The sequence below is a fragment of the Bradyrhizobium sp. Rc2d genome, from assembly GCF_900099855.1.
Lineage (GTDB): Bacteria > Pseudomonadota > Alphaproteobacteria > Rhizobiales > Xanthobacteraceae > Bradyrhizobium.
Genome location: NZ_FNCU01000008.1, coordinates 74102 through 93325, shown reverse-complemented (window position 1 = coordinate 93325; position 19224 = coordinate 74102). Strand labels below are relative to the sequence as shown.

At 64.8% G+C, this 19224-nt stretch carries 16 protein-coding genes; 9 read left to right on the top strand and 7 right to left on the bottom strand.

Features of this window, described 5'->3' with window-relative positions; all coding sequences use genetic code 11:
* Window positions 1–242 precede the first annotated feature (242 nt).
* Window positions 243–1580 carry a S41 family peptidase gene (locus tag BLV07_RS13045; protein WP_091885720.1) on the top strand — a complete coding sequence of 446 codons (1338 nt, stop codon included), beginning with the start codon at window positions 243–245 and terminating at the stop codon, window positions 1578–1580.
* A 171-nt stretch (window positions 1581–1751) separates the two neighbouring features.
* Here BLV07_RS13045 and BLV07_RS13040 read toward each other — a convergent pair whose 3' ends face one another.
* The 5 genes from BLV07_RS13040 to BLV07_RS13020 form a co-directional block, all read right to left on the bottom strand.
* Window positions 1752–4472, bottom strand: a complete 2721-nt coding sequence (locus tag BLV07_RS13040; protein WP_091885718.1) for a bifunctional diguanylate cyclase/phosphodiesterase — start codon at window positions 4470–4472, stop codon at window positions 1752–1754.
* 321 nt (window positions 4473–4793) lie between these two features.
* The gene (gene moaC, locus BLV07_RS13035) at window positions 4794–5312 is read right to left on the bottom strand and encodes a cyclic pyranopterin monophosphate synthase MoaC (protein WP_091885715.1); all 519 of its coding nucleotides are present in this window, start codon (window positions 5310–5312) and stop codon (window positions 4794–4796) included.
* A 1-nt stretch (window position 5313) separates the two neighbouring features.
* Window positions 5314–6135, bottom strand: coding sequence for an indole-3-glycerol phosphate synthase TrpC (gene trpC, locus BLV07_RS13030; RefSeq protein WP_091885712.1), 822 nt, complete (start codon window positions 6133–6135; stop codon window positions 5314–5316).
* Between the two features lies 1 nt (window position 6136).
* Window positions 6137–7156, bottom strand: a complete 1020-nt coding sequence (trpD, locus tag BLV07_RS13025; protein ID WP_091885709.1) for an anthranilate phosphoribosyltransferase — start codon at window positions 7154–7156, stop codon at window positions 6137–6139.
* 14 nt (window positions 7157–7170) lie between these two features.
* Window positions 7171–9069 (bottom strand): SurA N-terminal domain-containing protein, encoded by a 1899-nt coding sequence (locus BLV07_RS13020; RefSeq protein WP_091885706.1) that lies wholly within the window; start codon window positions 9067–9069, stop codon window positions 7171–7173.
* Between the two features lie 222 nt (window positions 9070–9291).
* On the opposite strand from BLV07_RS13020, the gene tpiA reads away from it, so the two are divergent.
* From tpiA to BLV07_RS12985, 6 genes are all read left to right on the top strand, one after another.
* The gene (tpiA, locus tag BLV07_RS13010; RefSeq protein WP_091885700.1) at window positions 9292–10047 is read left to right on the top strand and encodes a triose-phosphate isomerase; all 756 of its coding nucleotides are present in this window, start codon (window positions 9292–9294) and stop codon (window positions 10045–10047) included.
* A gap of 139 nt (window positions 10048–10186) precedes the next feature.
* A complete protein-coding gene (gene secG / locus BLV07_RS13005; protein WP_091885697.1) occupies window positions 10187–10570 on the top strand; it encodes a preprotein translocase subunit SecG in 384 nt (127 codons plus the stop codon).
* Window positions 10571–10736: 166 nt separating this feature from the next.
* Window positions 10737–12368 carry a CTP synthase gene (pyrG, locus tag BLV07_RS13000; RefSeq protein ID WP_091885694.1) on the top strand — a complete coding sequence of 544 codons (1632 nt, stop codon included), beginning with the start codon at window positions 10737–10739 and terminating at the stop codon, window positions 12366–12368.
* An 83-nt stretch (window positions 12369–12451) separates the two neighbouring features.
* The gene (locus tag BLV07_RS12995; RefSeq protein WP_091885691.1) at window positions 12452–12778 is read left to right on the top strand and encodes an NIPSNAP family protein; all 327 of its coding nucleotides are present in this window, start codon (window positions 12452–12454) and stop codon (window positions 12776–12778) included.
* A 127-nt stretch (window positions 12779–12905) separates the two neighbouring features.
* Window positions 12906–13754, top strand: a complete 849-nt coding sequence (gene kdsA, locus BLV07_RS12990; protein ID WP_091885688.1) for a 3-deoxy-8-phosphooctulonate synthase — start codon at window positions 12906–12908, stop codon at window positions 13752–13754.
* Window positions 13754–14962 carry an MFS transporter gene (locus tag BLV07_RS12985; protein WP_091885685.1) on the top strand — a complete coding sequence of 403 codons (1209 nt, stop codon included), beginning with the start codon at window positions 13754–13756 and terminating at the stop codon, window positions 14960–14962. The genes kdsA and BLV07_RS12985 overlap by 1 nt, the downstream gene beginning before the upstream one ends.
* A 141-nt stretch (window positions 14963–15103) precedes the next feature.
* Here the strand turns inward: BLV07_RS12985 and queF are convergent, their stop codons facing one another.
* Together queF and BLV07_RS12975 are read right to left on the bottom strand one after the other, a co-directional pair.
* Window positions 15104–15556 carry a preQ(1) synthase gene (queF, locus tag BLV07_RS12980; RefSeq protein ID WP_176945506.1) on the bottom strand — a complete coding sequence of 151 codons (453 nt, stop codon included), beginning with the start codon at window positions 15554–15556 and terminating at the stop codon, window positions 15104–15106.
* 51 nt (window positions 15557–15607) lie between these two features.
* Complete coding sequence (locus BLV07_RS12975; RefSeq protein WP_091885679.1) at window positions 15608–16585, bottom strand: Vgb family protein; 978 nt, start codon at window positions 16583–16585, stop codon at window positions 15608–15610.
* A 174-nt stretch (window positions 16586–16759) separates the two neighbouring features.
* Here BLV07_RS12975 and eno point away from each other — a divergent pair, with 174 nt between their 5' ends.
* Both eno and BLV07_RS12965 read left to right on the top strand, forming a co-directional pair.
* Window positions 16760–18043: a phosphopyruvate hydratase gene (gene eno / locus BLV07_RS12970; RefSeq protein ID WP_091885676.1), complete on the top strand. Its 1284-nt coding sequence runs from the start codon at window positions 16760–16762 to the stop codon at window positions 18041–18043.
* A 43-nt stretch (window positions 18044–18086) separates the two neighbouring features.
* A complete protein-coding gene (locus tag BLV07_RS12965) occupies window positions 18087–19223 on the top strand; it encodes a zinc-binding dehydrogenase (protein ID WP_091885673.1) in 1137 nt (378 codons plus the stop codon).
* Window position 19224 lies beyond the last annotated feature (1 nt).

Genomic DNA, 19224 nt, shown 5'->3' with positions numbered 1-19224 from the left:
ATAGCTGCGAAGCGTGGGCGGCCGACCGATGTCCGCTTTGCGCAAAGTGGTTTCGGAACGTTGCCAAAAGTTTAAGCCGCGGCGAAGGGATTTCTGCGGCGTACCGCCGGCACGGCAGGCCGGCCTTGAAGAAACCAGAATGGTGTTGTGAGACGTGACTTGGATCGCCATTTGCATGGCGGCTTCCAAGCCCGAGAGACAAGCCCCTCAAGAGAACCGCTAAGCAAAAGGCCAGTCAATCCATGCGGAAAAACCTGCTGTTCCCCCTGGGCGCGCTCACGGGAGCGTGTCTGACCCTTCTGGTAGCCAGTCCCCACGGCGGCGTGTGGGCGGCACGGGCGGCGGCGAGCGCGGATGATGCCTATTCCCAGCTCAACTTGTTTGGCGCAGTGTTCGAGCGGGTCAAGGCGAACTATGTCGAGAAGCCCGACAATGCCAAGCTGATCGAAGGCGCGGTCACGGGCATGGTGACCTCGCTCGACCCGCATTCGCGCTACATGAACGCCAAGGCCTGGACCGAGATGCAGGAGACCACCTCCGGCGAGTTCGGCGGGCTCGGCATCGAGGTCACGATGGAGGATGGTCTCGTCAAGGTCGTCTCGCCGATCGACGATACGCCGGCGTCGAAGGCTGGCATCATGTCCGGCGACCTCATCAGCAAGATCGACGGCGAGGCCGTGCAGGGCATGACGCTCGAGCAGGCTGTCAACAAGATGAAGGGCCCGGTCGACACCAAGACCAAGCTCACCATCGTGCGCAAGGGGGCCGACGCGCCGCTCGACGTCGCGATCACCCGCGAGATCATCCATGTGCGCCCGGTGCGCTTCCACGTCGAGAACGGCGACATCGGCTATATCCGCATCACCTCGTTCAACGAGCAGACCACCGACGGCCTGAAGAAGGCTATTGCATCGATTTCCAAGCAGGTCCCGTCGGAGAAGCTCGCAGGCTATGTGATGGACCTGCGCAACAATCCAGGCGGTCTGCTCGACCAGGCCGTCTCGGTGTCGAGCGCATTCCTTCAGCGCGGCGAGGTCGTTTCGACCCGCGGGCGCAATCCGGAAGAGACCCAGCGCTTCACGGCGCATGGCGGCGATCTCACCAAGGGCAAGCCGCTGGTGATTCTGGTCAATGGCGGCTCGGCTTCGGCTTCCGAGATCGTGGCCGGCGCACTGCATGACCACAAGCGTGCGACGATCATCGGAACGCGCTCGTTCGGCAAGGGCTCGGTGCAGACAATCATTCCGCTCGGCGCCGGCAACGGTGCGCTGGCGCTGACCACGGCGCGCTACTACACGCCGTCGGGCCGCTCGATTCAGGCCCAGGGCATCGCGCCCGACATCGAGATCCTGCAGGATGTGCCGCCCGAGCTGAAGGGCCGGATGGACACCATGGCGGAATCCCAGATGCGCGGGCATCTGCAGGCCGCCGACGGCACCGAGCAGACCGGATCACAATCCTACGTCCCGCCGGAAGAGAAGGACGACAAAGCCCTGCATACGGCTTTCGACTTCTTGCACGGCGTCACCGCGAATGCGGTTGCCGCGAAGCCCGGGTCAAAGGCGGCGGTGCCGAACTAATTCTTGCGACGTCTGGAATCGCCCGGGAGCGGATGACCGCTCCCGGGCGATTTCGTTTGGGGGCCGTCTCAGCTCGGGTTCATGGCGGCAAACGTTGCTTCGTAGCGGCTGTCGCGCTCCACCAGCACTTCATCGCGGGGATGGGAGGGATCAGGCCGTTCGGCCGAAGATCTAGCCGGCCTCGCGGCGGCGGATTTCCTCGCCACCGCGCTGGGCGAGACGGCTGCGATGCAGCGCGAACAGCTCCAGCATCTTGTCGGCGGGCTTCGCGGCGCTGAACAGATAGCCCTGCATCTCGGAACATCCAAGCGCGCGAAGCAGGCGCTGCTGCTCTTCGGTCTCGACGCCCTCGGCCGTGGTGGTCATGCGGCGGGCGGCCGCGAGGTTGACGACGGCCTGGACGATGCTGGCGGAGCCGTCGGGGCCGGCGATGTCGTCGACGAAGCAGCGGTCGATCTTGATCTTGTCGAAGGGGAAGCGGTGCAGATAGCTCAGCGACGAGTAGCCGGTGCCGAAATCATCCAGCGCGATGCGCACGCCGATGGCGCGAAGCTGGTGCAGGATCGCGAGCGCTGCGTCGTCGTCGCGGATCAGGACGGCCTCGGTGATCTCTAGCTCGAGCCGGCTCGCCGGTAAATTGGAGGCGGCGAGGGCGGCCATGATCTTCAGTGCCAGCGTGCCGCTCTTGAACTGCACCGGCGAGACGTTGACGGCGAGGCGAATGTCGTCGGGCCAGTTTGCTGCATCCCTGCAGGCAGTCGCCAGCACCCATTCGCCGATCTCGTTGATCAGGCCGGTATCTTCGGCGATCGGGATGAATTCGGCCGGTGAGACCATGCCGCGCTCGGGATGGCGCCAGCGTACCAGCGCCTCGCATCCGGTGATGCGGTCGTCCTTCAGGCCGAGGCAGGGCTGGTAATAGACCTCGAGGCCGCCATGAGCGATGGCGTGGCGCAGGTCGATCTCGAGCTGCCGCCGCTCGCGGACCTTGGCGTCCATCTCGTGCTCGAAGAAGCGATAGGTGCGGCGGCCGGCGGCTTTGGCCGCATACATCGCCATATCGGCATTCTTCAGGATCTGGTCCAGCGCGGTCCCGTGTCTCGGCGCAAGGGCGATGCCTATGCTGGCGTCCGTGGTGAGATGATGGCCCATGCAGTCGAACGGCATGCGAATGGTCTCGAACACCCGCGCGACGAGCTCGTTGACCTCCTCCGGCGATGTTACTGCGCTCTGTACGATCGCGAATTCATCGCCGCCGAGCCGTGCCACGAAATCCATCGGACCTGCGCAGCGGCGAAGGCTCTGTGCGACCGATTTCAACAGCTCGTCGCCGACGAGATGACCGAGTGCGTCGTTGACGCCCTTGAACTCGTCGATGTCGATGTAGTGCACCGCGATCTCTTCGCCGTCGGCGATGGTACCCAACTCTTCGCGCAGATGCTCGTGGAACATGGCGCGGTTGGGCAGGTCGGTCAGCGCGTCGTAATGGGCGAGGTGGGTGATGCGTTCCTCGGTCCGCCGGCGCTCGGTGATGTCCTCATGCGTCGCGACCCAGCCGCCGTCCGCGAGCGGTTCGTTGACGATCTGGATCGAGCGGCCGTCGGAGGTGTCGACCACCATGGAGTTGCGCAGGTGGATGTCGCGCAGCACGCGCGCAACGTAGTCGTCGACATTGCCGGTGAAGGAGCCCGTCGCTTTGCGATGGGCGATGATGTCGTGGAAGCTGGAACCGGGCTTCACGGTCTCGGCCGACAGCCCGTACATCTCGATGTAGCGCTGGTTGCAGATCACGAGCCGCCGCTCGGCATCGAACAGCAGGAGGCCCTGCGTCATGTTGTTGACGGCGCGGTCGAGCCGCTGCTTTTCCAGCGTCAGCCGTTCCCGCGAGAGGCGGTGCTGCTCCAGCAGCTTGCGCACGACCGCGATCAGCACGCCCGCGATGGCGAGTGCGGAAGAGGCGGCGACCGAGATCAGGATGCCGATCTGCTCGCGCCAGTCCGCCAGGGCCGCCGCGCGCGTCATGGTGGCCATGATCAGGATCGGAAAGTGGGGCAGGGCGCGCGAGGAGATCAGCCGGTCGTCGCCATCGATAGGGCTCACGAAGCGGCCGGCGAAGTGATCGAGCCCGAAAACCCTCTGATGCGAGAACGGGCCGGTCTTGAAATTCCGCCCCATCAATTCGCTGGAAAGGGGATAGCGGGCCAGCAGCGTGCCGTCTCGATGCAGCATCGAGATCGACGCGCCTTCGCCGAGCACGACGGAAGCGAAGAACTTCTCGAAATTGGCGGGCTCGATGCCGCGCCCGACGACGCCCAGGAACTCGCCGTTCGGTCCAAGGATCTTGCGGACGATCAGGATGGTCCAGGCGCCCGAGATGCGGCTGTGCAGCGGCTCGATCAGTACGTCAGGCGAATAGGGATCGTATTTGAAAGTGCGGAAATAGGCGCGATCGGCAACGTTCAGGTTCGGGGCCGGCCATGCCGTCGACGAGTTGACCAGATTACCTTCGGCGTCGATGACGTTGACCCCGCCCATGTAGGGCAGCGCCTCGATCTTCGAGCGCAGCATGCGGTGGATGTCCTGCCCCGAGAGGCGCTTGCGATAGTCCTCCACATTATTGATGCCGGTTGCGCGGACGTGGTCGACGAAATCCTTCTGGATGACCGCGAAATCCTGCAATTGCTGGTCGAAATGATGGGCGAGCATCAGCACGGTGTTTTCCAGCTCGCGGCCGGAGTTGCGCAGCGCGCGTTCGCGGAAATTCTGCGCCATCAGCGTCGCGCCAACGGCGATCGCCGCGATCAGCAGCGTGCCGCCCACCACCAGCCAGCGGATCGGGCCGCTGCGGGCGAAGGCCTGGTCAAAGAGGCGACTGCCGAATCTCGTCATCATGCTGGATCATTGCCGTGCACACGCCAGGATCAATTCTTGGCCCCGGAAACATCCGTTGGTTTACGGGAACGGTGTGGAGGCGAAGTTAGGAAGCGCGGTTAACGCGATATGAACGGCCGGGCACAAAGGCAACCGATGCGCGCGACGCAAGACGTGCAGGAATTGCCGAGGGCCTTCCGTGATGCCGATCAATTCCTGCCGGCCGTGCCGCGATCAACCAAGGCTTAACTATCTAACATGTTGGCGGTCCTCGAAAGCGCATTGGCACGTGATCTGCGAACACATCTTCCAACGACACCGAGAGGGACAAGAGCGACGCGATCAGGCGCGGTAATGGCCGGACTTGCCGCCGAGCTTCTCGACGAGATGGATGCCCTCGATGCGCACGCCGCGCTCCACCGCCTTGATCATGTCGTAGATGGTGAGGCAGGCGACCGAGACCGCCGTGAGCGCCTCCATCTCGACGCCGGTGGGACCGGTGACCTTCACGCTGGCGCGGACGAGGCAGCCCGGCAGTTTCGCATCGGGCTCGATGTCGAGCGTGACTTTCGACAGCGCGAGCGGATGGCAGAGCGGGATCAGCTCGGAGGTGCGCTTGGCGGCCATGATGCCGGCGATGCGCGCGGTGCCGAGCACGTCGCCCTTCCTGGCGTTGCCGGATACGATCAGATCGAGCGTCGCCTTGGTCATGATGACGCGGCCTTCGGCGACCGCAAGCCGTTCGGTCGCGGGCTTGTCAGACACGTCCACCATCCGCGCTTCGCCGGAGGCGCCGATATGGGTGAGGGCAGGGCCGGCCTTAGCTTTCGCCGAGCGGGTCGTGGAAGGCCTGCGCGCCATGTCAGCGCGTGCCCGTCGCGCGCGGTGCCGGCTCGCGCGCGAGCAGGGTGCGCGTGGCGGCGGTGACGTCGGCCTGCCGCATCAGGCTCTCGCCGACCAGGAAGGTTGACATGCCGACGCGCTCGAGCCGCGCAAGGTCTGCGGCTGTGAAGATGCCGCTCTCGCCGACCATCAGCCGGTCCGCGGGGATCAGCGGCGCCAGTGCCTCGCTGGTCGCAAGCGTGGTCTCGAAGGTGCGCAAATTGCGGTTGTTGACGCCGATCATCGGCGAGCGAAGTTTCAGCGCGCGGTTGAGCTCGGCGCGGTCATGGATCTCGATCAGCACATCCATGCCGTAGGCGAATGCGGCGTCTTCGAGATCCCTGGCGGTCGCATCGTCGAGCGCGGCCATGATGATCAGGATGCAATCGGCGCCATGAGCGCGAGCCTCCGCCACCTGATAGGTGTCGAACATGAAATCCTTGCGCAGCACCGGCAGTGACGTTGCCGCGCGCGCCGCCCCCATGAAGTCGAGATGACCCTGGAACGACTGCGTGTCGGTCAACACCGAAAGGCAGGCGGCCCCGCCGGCCTCATAGGCCCTGCCAAGCTGGGGCGGATCGAAATCGGCGCGGATCAGTCCCTTCGACGGCGAGGCCTTCTTGATCTCGGCAATCAGCGCGTAGTCGCCATTGGCGTGCTTCGCCTTGATCGCGCGCACGAAGCCGCGCGGGGCGGCTTGCGCCTTGGCTTTTGCCTCGACAATCGAGAGCGGCTGCGCGCGCTTGGCCGCGGCGATCTCCTCGCGCTTGTAGGCTTCGATCTTGGTCAGGATATCCGACATATCAGGCCCAGCCGTTCGAGACCGCGATCAGATGTTTCAGCCGCGCGCTTGCGGCGCCGCTATCGAGCGACTTCGCGCCGATCGCAACGCCCTCCTTGAGATCCTTGGCGCGGCCGGCCACGACAAGCGCGGCGGCAGCGTTGATCAGCGCGACGTCGCGGTAGGGGCTCGGCTTGCCGTCGAGCACGCTTTGCAGCGCGATCGCATTGGCCTCGGCGTCGCCTCCTTTGAGTGCGCCGGTCTCGCAGCGCGACAGGCCGGCCTCTTCCGGCGTCACTTCGAAATTCCGGATCTCGCCATTCTGGAGGGCGGAGACGAACGTCGGGCCGGTCAGTGTGATCTCGTCGAGGCCATCGGAGCCATGCACGACCCAGGCGGACTCCGAGCCGAGGTTCTTGAGCACCTGCGCCAGCGGCTGCACCCATTGCCGCGAGAATACGCCGACCATCTGTCGCTTGACGCCGGCCGGATTGGACAGGGGGCCGAGCAGGTTGAAGATCGTGCGCGTCGCAAGCTCGACCCGGGTCGGGCCAACGTTCTTCATGGCGGGATGGTGGGCGGGGGCGAACATGAAGCCGATGCCGCATTCGCGCACGCAATGTCCGACCTGCTCGGGCCTGAGGTCGATCTTCACGCCGAGCGAGGCGAGCACGTCGGCGGCGCCCGAGCGCGAGGACAGCGCGCGGTTGCCGTGCTTGGCCACCGGCACGCCGGCGCCCGAGACGATGAAGGAGGCGCAGGTCGAGACATTGACCGAGCCGGAGCCGTCGCCGCCGGTGCCGACGATGTCGACGGCGTCAGGCGGCGCCGTCACGGCCAGCATCTTGGAGCGCATCGCCGTAACGGCGCCGGTGATCTCGTCCACGGTCTCGCCGCGCACCCTGAGCGCCATCAACAGGCCGCCCATCTGCGAGGGCGTGGCTTCGCCCGACATCATGGCGTCGAAGGCGGAGGCGGCTTCGTCACGCGACAGGCTGGCGCCGGTCGCCACTTTTCCAATGATCGATTTCAGGTCGTCCATCGCGTGCTTTCAACTCACTGGTTCGCGCCGGTCACCTGCGCGAAGGCGGCCTGATTAATGGTGGTCCCGATGTCGGTTTCAAGCTTGTTGACGTAGGAAGCGACCTGCTCCTCGGTCTGCGCGCGGTCGAGGCTGTCCTTCAGCTTCTTCACGGCGTCGGAGGCGGCGTCCACCGTGGGTTCGACGATGTCGGTGACCCGGAAGACGATCACTTCGCTGCCGCCGCTCACGGGCGTCTGTCCGACGCCGTCCTTGGCGGTGCGGAAGGCGGCCGATACGACGGTTGCGGGTACGCCGGCAGGCGAGTCATCGCGCTTGAAGCCGGTCGCGGTCTCGACCTTGGCGCCGATCGCAGCAGCTTCATCGGCGAGCTTGCTGCCGGATTCGAGCTTCTGCACCATCTCGGTCGCCTTGGTCTTCAGCTTGGCCGCCACCTGGTCCTGGCGCCAGCGCGCCTCGACCTGGTCGCGAACCTCGTCGAGATTGCGGTCGCGCGAGGGCGTGATCGCGATGACGTCGTACCAGACATAGCCGCCCTTGAACGAGATCGAGTCGTTGTCGACGCCGACGTCGGTGTTGAAGGCCTGCGACACCACGTCGAGGCCCTGCGGAATATTGGCGACCGGCTGGCCGTTCGGGGCGCGGCCGGAACGGTCGACGGCGTCGATGGTCACCGCCGTGAGCCCGAGCTTCTGCGCCGCGTCGATCACGCTGGAGCCGCCGCCACGCTCGTCCTCCATCTTGTCGCGGAGATCGGCGACCTTGACGCGCGCGCGCTCGGTCGCGATCTCGCGCTTGATGTCGCCCGCAACGCTGGCGTAGTCCGCCTCTTTGCCCGGCTCGACCTTGTCGACCTTGACGATCGCGACGCCAAGCCCGCCCTGGATCGGCTGGCTGATCTCGCCTGCAGGAAGCGCGAAGGCGGCATCGCCGACGGCGGGATCGAGCGAAGATTTGGTCACGAGCCCGAGATCGACGTCGGAGGCGCTCAGCCCGCGCTCCTTGCCGAGGTCCTCGAACGACATCCCGCCGACGAGGCGCTCGCGTGCGGTCTGCGCCTCCGCCAAGTTCGGAAACACGATCTGCTGGATCTGGCGCTTCTCCGGCGCCCCGAGCCGGTTCTTGCGTTGGTCGAACACTTTCTTGGCGTCCTCGTCCGACACCTCGGACCACTTGCCGATCTCCTCCGGCGAGACCACGACGAAGGCGATCTTGCGATATTCGGGCGCGCGGAACTGGACCTTGTGATCCTCGAAATAGGCGGCGAGCGTCTCGGGCGAGGGCGCCTCGATCTGGCCTGCCTGCGCGGCGTCGAGCCTGACGAACTCGATGGCGCGCTGCTCGCTCTGGAAGCGCGTCAACGCGTCGAGCATGGTTTTCGGCGGCTCGAGGCCGGCGCCAATCGTGCCGGTGATCTGCCGGCGCAGCGACACTTTGCGCTGCTCGGCGACGTAGCGCTGCTCGGTATAGCCGAAATTGCGGATCACGGCCTGGAAGCGATTCGCATCGAAGTTGCCGCCGACTCCCTTGAAGTTGGGGTCGTTCATGATGACCTGGCGGATCTGGTCGTCAGACTGGCCGAGCCCGAGCCGGCGCGCCTCTTCGTCGATGGCGGCTTCGGCGATGGTCTGCTGGAGCACCTGGCGGTCGAGGCCGAAGGCACGTGCCTGATCGGGCGTCAGCGGACGGCCGAACTGGCGGCTGATCTGTTGCAGGCGGTCGGTGTAGATCTGGCGGAACTCGTTGAGCGAAATCTCGGTGCTGCCGACCTTGGCCACCGTGGACTGCCCGAAGCCGCGGAAGATGTCGGCGATGCCCCAAATGCCGAAACTGACGATCAACACGCCCATCACCACGGCCATAATGGTCTTGCCGAGCCAGTTTGATGAGGCCTTGCGCATTCCTCGAAGCATTTGGTCCAACTTGTTTGGCAGGAGGGGAACGGGAGCGCGTCTTAATGCAGATTCCGCAAAAGCGCGTCACCAAATTGATAGATCATCATAAAGTGGCGGCTTTCCCCCCGCAACCTCACCTCATGCGGCGCCTCGAAGCTGCGGTTAAAAGCCTCTGGTCTCTGGAACTGCCGCGACAGCTCTGCTAGCGCATGCACAAACCTCATTTTGCTGGACACTGACATGACCGACGCCATCCGACCGCTGATCGCCGGCAACTGGAAGATGAACGGCCTGAAGGCCCAGGCTGCCGAATTCGACGCCATGCTCAACGGCGCGGCGGACGTGGCTGCCAAGGCCGACCTGCTGGTCTGCCCGCCCGCAACCCTGATCGCCGCCTTCGCCGACAAGGCGCGGGGCAAGAAGGTCGCGGTGGGGGCCCAGGACTGCCATCCCAAGGCCTCCGGCGCCCATACCGGCGATGTTGCCGCCGAAATGCTGGTGGATGCCGGCGCAACCGCCATCATTGTCGGTCATTCCGAGCGGCGCGCCGACCACGGCGAGGGCGATGCCCTGGTCCGGCAGAAGGCCGAGGCAGCCTGGCGCGCCGGGGCGACGGCGATCGTCTGCATCGGCGAGACGCAAGGCCAGCGCGATGCCGGCCAGACCCTGGATATCCTGCGCGGCCAGCTCGACGGCTCACTGCCGGACGGCTCCACCGCAGCCAATCTGGTCGTGGCCTATGAGCCGGTATGGGCGATCGGCACAGGCCTGACCCCCACGTCCCAGGATGTCGAGCAAATTCATGGCTTTATCCGGGAGCTCCTGATTTCCCGGTTCAAGGCCGACGGTGCCAAGATGCGGATCCTTTACGGCGGTTCGGTCAAGCCCTCGAATGCGGCCGAGCTGATGGCGGTGAAAAACGTCAACGGCGCGCTGGTCGGCGGCGCCAGCCTGAAGGCGGCCGATTTCCTTGCGATTGCCAAGGGCTGTCCCTAGCTCATTCAAACCGTTGGTCCGGGCCCGATCGGGGGTGGCAATACCCCCTCCGATCGTGTAACACCGCGCAACTTCAGGAAAACCCGCGAAGCGCGATCGGCCGCCGTCAGGCGCCGCCCGCTTGTGACGGAAGGATACTATGCAGACCGTTGTCATCGTCATCCACCTCATGATCGTCGCCGTCATGATCGGCGCCGTCCTGCTCCAGAAGTCGGAAGGCGGCGGCCTCGGCATGGGCGGAGGCGCGGGCTTCATGTCGAGCCGCGGCACGGCGAACCTTTTGACGCGGACCACTGCGGTTTTGGCCGTTGGCTTCTTCCTCACCAGCCTGTTCCTGTCCTGGTACGCCGGCTACGACCGCAAGCCGTCGTCGATCATCGGCCAGCCGTCGCAAACCCAGCCGGCCGGCGGGTCGCCGATCGCACCGCCGACCTCGGGCGGCATCCTGGATTCGCTGAAGAAGGCCGACGAGCAGCAGCAGAACCAGGCGCCCGCCGGCCCGCAGGTGCCGCGCTCGCAATAAAGCAGGGGGGCCATGCAGGGCGGCTTCTACCGTCCTGCAGCAAAAGTCCCCATCAAGGCACTGTCACCACTTTCAGTTCTGGATCACCCACAGGCCCGCAAAATCTTTGGGGCGGAATACGAATCGCTTTGGCGAATCGAATTCGAGGGATTAGAGGTTAAGTCCCATGGCGCGGTACATATTCATCACCGGCGGCGTGGTTTCTTCGCTCGGCAAGGGTCTGGCCTCGGCGGCACTCGGTGCGCTGTTGCAAGCCCGGGGCTACAAGGTCCGCCTCCGCAAGCTCGACCCCTATCTCAACCTCGATCCCGGCACGATGTCGCCGTATCAGCACGGCGAAGTGTTCGTGACCGATGACGGCGCGGAGACCGATCTCGATCTCGGTCACTACGAGCGCTTCACCGGCAGGCCGGCGACCAAGGCCGACAACATCACCACGGGGCGCATCTACCAGGACATCATCTCCAAGGAGCGCCGCGGCGATTATCTCGGCGCGACCATCCAGGTGGTTCCGCACGTCACCAACGCCATCAAGGAATTCGTCCTCGACGGCAATGACGATTACGACTTCGTGCTGGTCGAGATCGGCGGCACCGTCGGCGACATCGAGGGCCTGCCGTTCTTCGAGGCGATCCGCCAGCTCAAGAACGAGCTGCCGCGCGATCACGCCGTCTACATCCATCTCACGCTGCTGCCCTACATCCCCAGCGCCGGCGAGCTCAAGACCAAGCCGACGCAGCACTCGGTGAAGGAGCTGCGCTCGATCGGCATCCAGCCGGACATCCTGCTTTGCCGCACCGACCGCGCGATCCCGAAGGAGGAGCGGCGCAAGCTGGGTCTGTTCTGCAACGTGCGCGAAAGCGCCGTGATCGAGGCGCGCGACGTCGACAACATCTACGCCGTGCCCGAGGCCTACCACAATGCAGGCCTCGACGACGAAGTGCTCGCCGCCTTCGGTATTGGCTCGCGGATTCCGCCGGAGCTGCGCAGCTGGCAAGAGATCAACGAGCGCGTCCGCAATCCCGAAGGCAACGTCACCATTGCCATCGTCGGCAAGTACACCGGCATGAAGGATGCGTATAAGTCGCTGATCGAGGCGCTGTCGCATGGCGGCATCGCCAACAAGGTGAAGGTCAATCTCGACTGGATCGAGAGCGAGATCTTCGAGAAGGAAGATCCCGCGCCGTTCCTCGAGCACGTCAACGGCATCCTGGTGCCCGGCGGCTTCGGCCAGCGCGGCGCGGAGGGAAAGATCAAGGCGGCGCAGTTCGCGCGCGAGCGCGACGTGCCGTATTTCGGCATCTGCTTCGGCATGCAGATGGCTGTCATCGAGGCCGCGCGAAACCTCGTCGGCATCGAGGCGGCCAACTCCACCGAGTTTGGCCCGACCAAGGAGCCCCTGGTCGGCCTGATGACGGAATGGCTGCGTGGCAACGAGCTCGAGAAGCGCTCGCAGGCCGGCGATCTCGGCGGCACGATGCGGCTGGGGGCCTATCCGGCAACGCTCAATCGTGGCAGCCGCGTCTCAGAGGTCTATGGCGGCGCGACGGAAATCTCCGAGCGTCACCGCCATCGCTACGAGGTCAACACGGCCTACAAGGACCGCCTCGAGCAACACGGCCTGAAATTCTCTGGGCTATCGCCCGACGGCGTGCTGCCGGAGATCGTCGAGTACGAGGATCATCCCTGGTTCATCGGCGTCCAGTTCCACCCCGAACTGAAGTCGCGGCCCTTCGAGCCGCATCCGCTGTTCGCGTCCTTCATTCAGGCGGCGATGGTGCAGAGCCGGCTGGTGTAGCGGGCTCCCTTCGCCTTTGACGATCGCGCAATTTGTTGCGACAACTCCCAGCCGCAAGAACAACAATGCAGAAGTGAACTCCAATGATCTACGAGATGCGCGTTTATCACTGTGTCCCCGGCCGGCTGCCGGCGCTCTTGAAGCGGTTCGAGACCGCTACGCTGAAGATCTGGGAGAAGCACGGCATCAAGCAGGCCGGCTTCTTCACCACGCTGATCGGTGAATCCAACCAGGAGCTGACCTATTTCCTGGCCTGGGAGTCGCTCGCCGAGCGCGAGACGAAGTGGGGCAAGTTCATTGCCGATCCCGACTGGATGAAAGCGCGCGCCGAGAGCGAAGCCGACGGCCAGATCGTCGCCAACATCGTCAGTCAGATCCTGGCGCCGACCGCATTCTCCGCGGTGAAGTGAGCGCCGGCCGGCGTGCGCAGCCGCAAAGGGAGCCTCCGCGCAACCCTGATATTCTGACCGCCCTGGCCGAATAGGGTTGATCCGACCCTCATCACGGCTATGGTCGCGCCGAAACGAGGGATTTGCCTTGAGCTCTACGACGTCAGCGGCGCCGGTCGTCACCATTGGCACGGTCAGATTCGGCAATGACCTGCCGATCTCGGTCATTGCCGGGCCATGCCAGCTCGAGAGCCGCCAGCATGCGCTGGAGGTCGCCTCCGCGCTGAAGGAGATCGCCGCGCGGCTGAACATCGGGCTCGTCTACAAGACCTCGTTCGACAAGGCCAACCGCACCAGCGCATCGGCGGCGCGCGGGCTTGGCCTTGCGCAGTCGCTGCCGATCTTCGCCGAAATCCGCTCCTCGCTCGGCCTGCCTGTCCTCACCGACGTGCACGAGGCCACGCAATGCGCCGAGGTGGCGCAGGCCGTCGACGTCCTGCAGATTCCCGCTTTCCTTTGCCGGCAGACGGACCTGCTGCTCGCGGCGGCCGCGACCGGCAAGGTCGTCAACGTCAAGAAGGGCCAGTTCCTGGCACCCTGGGACATGGCCAATGTCGTCACCAAGATCGCGCGCGCGAACAATCCCAACGTGCTCGTCACCGAGCGCGGCGCCTCCTTCGGCTACAACACGCTGGTCTCCGACATGCGCGCATTGCCGATCCTGGCGCGCACCACCGGCGCGCCCGTGATCTTCGATGCCACCCATTCGGTGCAGCAGCCGGGCGGAAAGGGGACGTCGTCGGGCGGCGAGCGCGAATTCGTGCCGGTGCTGGCACGCGCGGCTGTTGCCGTTGGCGTGGCTGGCGTCTTCATCGAGACCCATCCCGATCCTGATCGCGCGCCCTCCGATGGCCCCAACATGGTGCCGCTGCGCGAGTTCGAGGGCCTGATTGCTAGACTGATGGCGTTCGACGCGCTCGCAAAGAATCCGCGCTGATGCAGCACGGCGAGGCGCGGCCGCACGATCACGGCTTGCCGACAGCGCTTTACGTCATATCAGGCGCAAGCTTCGCCGCAGCGCTCTCGGCACGCGCGCTCGATCCGGTGCTGCCGCACATCGCCGAGGACTTTGGCGTCAGCATCGCGACCGCCGCGGGCTTTGCCGCGGTGTTCGCCTTCACCTTCTCGATCATCCAGCCCATCATTGGCGCTGCCGCCGATCTGTTCGGCAAGACGCGGCTGATGATCGGCTGCCTCGCGCTGCTCGGCCTTGCCAACATCCTAGGCGCGCTCTCGACCTCGTTCTCGGTTTTGTTTGCGACCCGCATTCTCGCCGGCATCGGCTCGGGCGGCGTGTTTCCGGTGGCGCTGAGCCTGACCAGCGATCTCGTTGGGCCAGAGAAACGCCAAGTTGCGATCAGCCGCACGCTCGCCGGCGCGATGACCGGCAATCTGCTCGGCGCCTCGGCCTCCGGGCTGATCGGCGATTTTCTCGGCTGGCGCGGCGTGCTCGCGGTGCTCGGCGTGCTCGTAATCGTCGCCTCGATCGCGGTTGCCGCCGGCTTTCACGGCGCCAAGGTCAAGCATCCACCGAAGACCAGCCTATCGGCGCTGAAGGCCGGCTATCGCACCATCTTCACCAATCCGAACGCCTATGTCTGCTACTCGGCCGTGTTCATCGAGGGCTGTTGCGTGCTCGGCCTGTTTCCCTACATCGCCTCGTTCCTGTTCGAGCTCGGGCAGACCTCGCTCTCGATCGCCGGTATCGTCATCGCGGGCTTTGCGGTTGGCGGCTTGTTCTACACGTTGACGGTGTCGCGCCTGCTGCCGTGGCTCGGCATGAAGGGCATGATGATCGCGGGCATGACGTTGGTTGCCTCACAGCTCATTGCCGTCGCCTTCGGGCCACGCTGGGAGGTGCAGGCCCTGAATCTCATCGTGATGGGATGGGGCTTCTACATCGCCCATGGCTGTCTCCAGGTCTTCGCCAGCGAGCTCTCGGTCGAGGCGCGGGCCACCGCGCTGTCGCTGCATTCGTTCTTCTTCTTCATGGGGCAAACCGTGGGGCCGCTCGCCTATGGCTTCGGCCTCCAGCATGCCGGCAAAGTGCCGACCCTGTTCGCGAGCGCCGTGATCATGATGGTGCTGGGCTTCGTCTGCGCCCAGCTGCTCAAGCAGCGGGCGCCGTCAGACGCGCGGGCCTGAGCACGTCGGTCAATGCCGCGCCAGGTGGGACAAGAGCACGCTAAAGCGCGATGAGATTGGGTTGAATCGTCATCTCGCTTTAGCTCTTTGTTTGAGCATGATCTTTTCGGAAAACCGCTTCACACTTTTCCGGATCATGCTCTAGCCCCGTCCACGATAGGGCGCGACGCCTTGCTCAGGCACCCACAGGCCCTTCGGCACGCGGCCGGTCTGCCAGAACACGTCGATCGGGATGCCGCCGCGCGGATACCAGTAGCCGCCGATGCGTAGCCATTTCGGCTTGATCTCGCTCGCGATGCGCTTGCCGATCATCACGGTGCAGTCCTCGTGGAAGGCGCCGTGATTGCGGAAGCTCGCGATGTAGAGTTTCAGCGATTTCGACTCCAGCAGCCACGCGCCCGGCGCGTAGTCGATCACCAGATGCGCGAAATCCGGCTGTCCCGTGACCGGGCAGAGCGAGGTGAATTCCGGCACGGTGAAGCGCACCAGATAATCAGTGCCCTTTTGCGGGTTGGGCACGCGGTCGAGCTGGGCTTCTTCCGGTGTGTGCGGCCACTCGACCGCACGACCGAGCTGGAGGGATTTCTTCGCCATCGTCGTCACATCCTGTTTCGGATGCCGGGATGGACGCAAATGTCGCGGCCGTCAACCGGCCGCGATCGTCTGGATCATGACGATCCGGTCGTTGCCGGACTCACAACCCCACAGCTCGCCCGGACGGCCGTCGAGCTGGCGGACGTTGGCATTGGCTTTGTCGCTGGCGAAGACGTTGAACTTTTCAGTGGTGGGATCGAAACGGACGATGGCATTGGCGGAGAAATCGCTCAGCCAGACCTTGTCCTTGTCGTCGACATAGACGGCATAGGCGCGGGGACGTTCGCCCGGCAGCTTCCATGTCTTCCAGGAGCCATTGGCGGGATCGTGCACCGAGACATGGCCGCTATTCCATTCGCTGACCCAGATCCGGTTCTTTGAATCCGACCAGACGCGCCGTGAGCCCGCATTCGCTGTCGGCGGCTGCACGACGCGGGCATTGCCGTTTGCAAGATCGACTTTGGCGATGTAGCTGCCGGCGAGGGAGGCGTACCAGATGTCGCCCTTGGGCGTGACGGTGATGCCGTAGGGCCCGATGCCTTTTGGTGCCTTGAAGACCGTCATCTCGCCCGACTTCGGCGTGAGCCGGCCGTAGTAGCCCGACTGGCCCGTGAACCAGTAGGTGCCTTCCTTATCGAACACGCCGGTGTTGAGATTGGCGGCGGCGAACTTTTCCGGCAGGCGGAACAGCGTGACCTTGAGATCGCCGGGATCGACCCGCGCGATCGCATTCTGGCCGCCCTCGGTGATCCATGGCGCGCCGTCGGGGCCGATGGTCACGCCATGCGGGGCGGCGCCCTGGCCGAGGCTGACCGTCTTGAAGGTGCCATCCTTTGGATCGAGTCTGCCGAGTAGGCCTTTGCCCTGCGCCGTGAACCACACGGTGCCATCAGGAGCGGGCGTGAGATCGTGCAGGCCGATGCCTGGGCTGATCGGGAAGTATTTTGTCCGGAACGGGCCTTCCTGCGCAAAACTTGGGCGGACGGCGAGGAGGGCGGCGCTCGAGGCAAGAAACTGGCGGCGATTCATGGCGTTACCCCGACTGTCTAGGATTGAGGATGGACGCGCGGAGCAGATGTCGTCGAGCATAATCTGAGGTTCTTCATGCGTCAGTCGAAGCGGCTCGTCCAAGCGTTCACATTTGCTTGCGGCCCGTGTAAGACCCGCGACACCGATCAGCCCTAACGAACGGAAGTGCACATCATGACCGCCATCATCGACATCATCGGCCGCGAAATCCTCGATAGCCGGGGCAATCCCACCGTCGAGGTCGATGTCGTGCTGGAAGACGGCGCGCTCGGCCGCGCCGCGGTGCCGTCGGGAGCCTCGACTGGCGCCCATGAGGCAGTGGAACTGCGCGACGGCGACAAGGCCCGCTATCTCGGCAAGGGCGTCTCCAAGGCAGTCAGCGCCGTCAATGGCGAGATCTTCGAGGCCCTGAGCGGCCTCGATGTCGAGCAGCAGGCCCAGATCGACCAGATCATGATCGACCTCGACGGCACGCCGAACAAGAGCCGGCTGGGCGCCAACGCCATCCTCGGTGTGTCGCTGGCCTGCGCCAAGGCGGCCGCGAACTCGCTCGACATGCCGCTCTACCGTTATGTCGGCGGTACCTCGGCGCGGCTCTTGCCGGTGCCGATGATGAACATCATCAATGGCGGCGTGCACGCCGACAACCCGATCGACTTCCAGGAATTCATGATCCTCCCGGTCGGCGCGTCGAGCTTTGCCGAGGGCTTGCGCTACGGCGCGGAAGTCTTCCACACGCTGAAGTCCGAGCTGAAGAAGGCCGGTCACAACACCAATGTCGGCGACGAGGGCGGCTTCGCCCCGAACCTGCCGTCGGCGGACGCGGCGCTCGACTTCGTCATGAACGCGATCGGCAAGGCCGGCTTCAAGGCGGGCTCCGACATCGTGCTCGGGCTCGACTGCGCCTCGACCGAGTTCTTCAGGGACGGCAAGTACGTCTATGAAGGCGAGGGCAAGTCCCGCTCGATCTCCGAGCAGGCCAAGTATCTTGCGGACCTCGTCGCGCGCTATCCGATCGTCACGATCGAGGACGGCATGTCGGAAGACGACATGGACGGCTGGAAGGAGCTCACCGACCTCATCGGCAAGAAGTGCCAGCTCGTCGGCGACGATCTCTTCGTCACCAACGTCAAGCGCCTCGCCGAAGGCATCAAAGCGGGCCGGGCCAACTCGATCCTGATCAAGGTCAACCAGATCGGCACGCTGACCGAGACGCTCGCCGCCGTCGAGATGGCGCACAAGGCCGGCTACACCTCGGTGATGTCGCACCGCTCCGGCGAGACCGAGGATTCCACCATTGCCGACCTCGCGGTCGCCACCAATTGCGGTCAGATCAAGACCGGCTCCCTTGCGCGTTCCGACCGCACCGCCAAATACAACCAGCTCCTGCGTATCGAGCAGCAGCTCGGCAAGCAGGCGCTCTACGGCGGCAGGGCGGCACTGAAGGCGCTGGCATAAGCCGGCGCTTCGACTCGCGAAGAAAGGACAGGGGAGGATCGACATGAGCGACGGCAAGACCGGACTGCAACTACGTTCGCTGCTGAAGAAGAGCGGCGAGCTGGAATTGTCCCTCGTGAATGTCCCGACACCGGAGCCGGCCGACGATGAGGTCGTGGTTCGCGTCGAAGCCACGCCGATCAACCCCTCCGACCTCGGGCTCCTGATCGGGGCCGCCGACATGTCGGCGGCCCAGGCCTCCGGCACCAAGGACGCACCGGTCATCACCGCGAAAATGCCTGAGGGCGCGATGCGAATGATGGCGGCCAGGTTCGATCAGTCATTGCCGGTCGGCAACGAGGGCGCCGGCACGGTGATCCGGACCGGATCATCGGATGCCGCGAAGGCGCTGATGGGCAAAACGGTGTCGATGATCGGCGGCGCCATGTACACGCAATATCGCGTGCTGAAGGTCCGCGACGTCATGGAACTGCCGGCAGGCACCACGGCGGCCGACGGCGCCTCCTGGTTCGTCAATCCGCTGACCGCGCTCGGCATGACCGAGACGATGCGGCGCGAGAACCACAAGGCGCTCGTGCACACGGCCGCCGCCTCCAATCTCGGCCAAATGCTCAACAAGATCTGCATCAAGGACGGCATCGGTCTCGTCAACATCGTGCGCAGCAAGGAGCAGGCCGACATCCTGCACAAGATCGGCGCCAAGCATGTCGTGGATTCCAGCGCGGCGAGCTTCATGGACGACCTCACCAACGCGCTGGTCGAGACCGGCGCCACGATTGCCTTCGACGCCATCGGCGGCGGCAAGCTGGCGAGCCAGATTCTTACCGCGATGGAGATCGCGGCCAACAAGACCGCGAAGGAATACAGCCGCTACGGCTCCAACGTGTACAAGCAGGTCTATATCTACGGCAGCCTCGACACGCGCCCGACCGAGCTGAACCGCTCGTTTGGCCTGAGCTGGGGCGTCGGCGGCTGGCTGCTCACGCCGTTCCTCCAGAAGATCGGTCCGGCCGAGATCGGTCGCCTGCGCCAGCGCGTCGCGTCCGAGCTCAAGACCACCTTCGCCAGCCACTACACCAAGGTGGTGTCGCTCGCCGAGGCGCTCGATCCCGCCAACATCGCGGTGTACGCCAAACGTGCCACCGGCGAAAAATTCCTCATCAACCCGAATAAGTCGTGAC

Bases quoted from the DNA above. Each gene is read 5' to 3' on its own strand.
- BLV07_RS13045 (WP_091885720.1), top strand. From the start codon at position 243: ATGCGGAAAAACCTGCTGTTCCCCCTGGGCGCGCTCACGGGAGCGTGT.
- BLV07_RS12975 (WP_091885679.1), bottom strand. From the start codon at position 16,585: ATGAATCGCCGCCAGTTTCTTGCCTCGAGCGCCGCCCTCCTCGCCGTC.
- secG (WP_091885697.1), top strand. From the start codon at position 10,187: ATGCAGACCGTTGTCATCGTCATCCACCTCATGATCGTCGCCGTCATG.
- trpD (WP_091885709.1), bottom strand. From the start codon at position 7,156: ATGGACGACCTGAAATCGATCATTGGAAAAGTGGCGACCGGCGCCAGC.
- BLV07_RS13040 (WP_091885718.1), bottom strand. From the start codon at position 4,472: ATGATGACGAGATTCGGCAGTCGCCTCTTTGACCAGGCCTTCGCCCGC.
- pyrG (WP_091885694.1), top strand. From the start codon at position 10,737: ATGGCGCGGTACATATTCATCACCGGCGGCGTGGTTTCTTCGCTCGGC.
- BLV07_RS12965 (WP_091885673.1), top strand. From the start codon at position 18,087: ATGAGCGACGGCAAGACCGGACTGCAACTACGTTCGCTGCTGAAGAAG.
- BLV07_RS12985 (WP_091885685.1), top strand. From the start codon at position 13,754: ATGCAGCACGGCGAGGCGCGGCCGCACGATCACGGCTTGCCGACAGCG.
- moaC (WP_091885715.1), bottom strand. From the start codon at position 5,312: ATGGCGCGCAGGCCTTCCACGACCCGCTCGGCGAAAGCTAAGGCCGGC.
- BLV07_RS13020 (WP_091885706.1), bottom strand. From the start codon at position 9,069: ATGCTTCGAGGAATGCGCAAGGCCTCATCAAACTGGCTCGGCAAGACC.
- tpiA (WP_091885700.1), top strand. From the start codon at position 9,292: ATGACCGACGCCATCCGACCGCTGATCGCCGGCAACTGGAAGATGAAC.
- queF (WP_176945506.1), bottom strand. From the start codon at position 15,556: ATGGCGAAGAAATCCCTCCAGCTCGGTCGTGCGGTCGAGTGGCCGCAC.
- eno (WP_091885676.1), top strand. From the start codon at position 16,760: ATGACCGCCATCATCGACATCATCGGCCGCGAAATCCTCGATAGCCGG.
- trpC (WP_091885712.1), bottom strand. From the start codon at position 6,135: ATGTCGGATATCCTGACCAAGATCGAAGCCTACAAGCGCGAGGAGATC.
- BLV07_RS12995 (WP_091885691.1), top strand. From the start codon at position 12,452: ATGATCTACGAGATGCGCGTTTATCACTGTGTCCCCGGCCGGCTGCCG.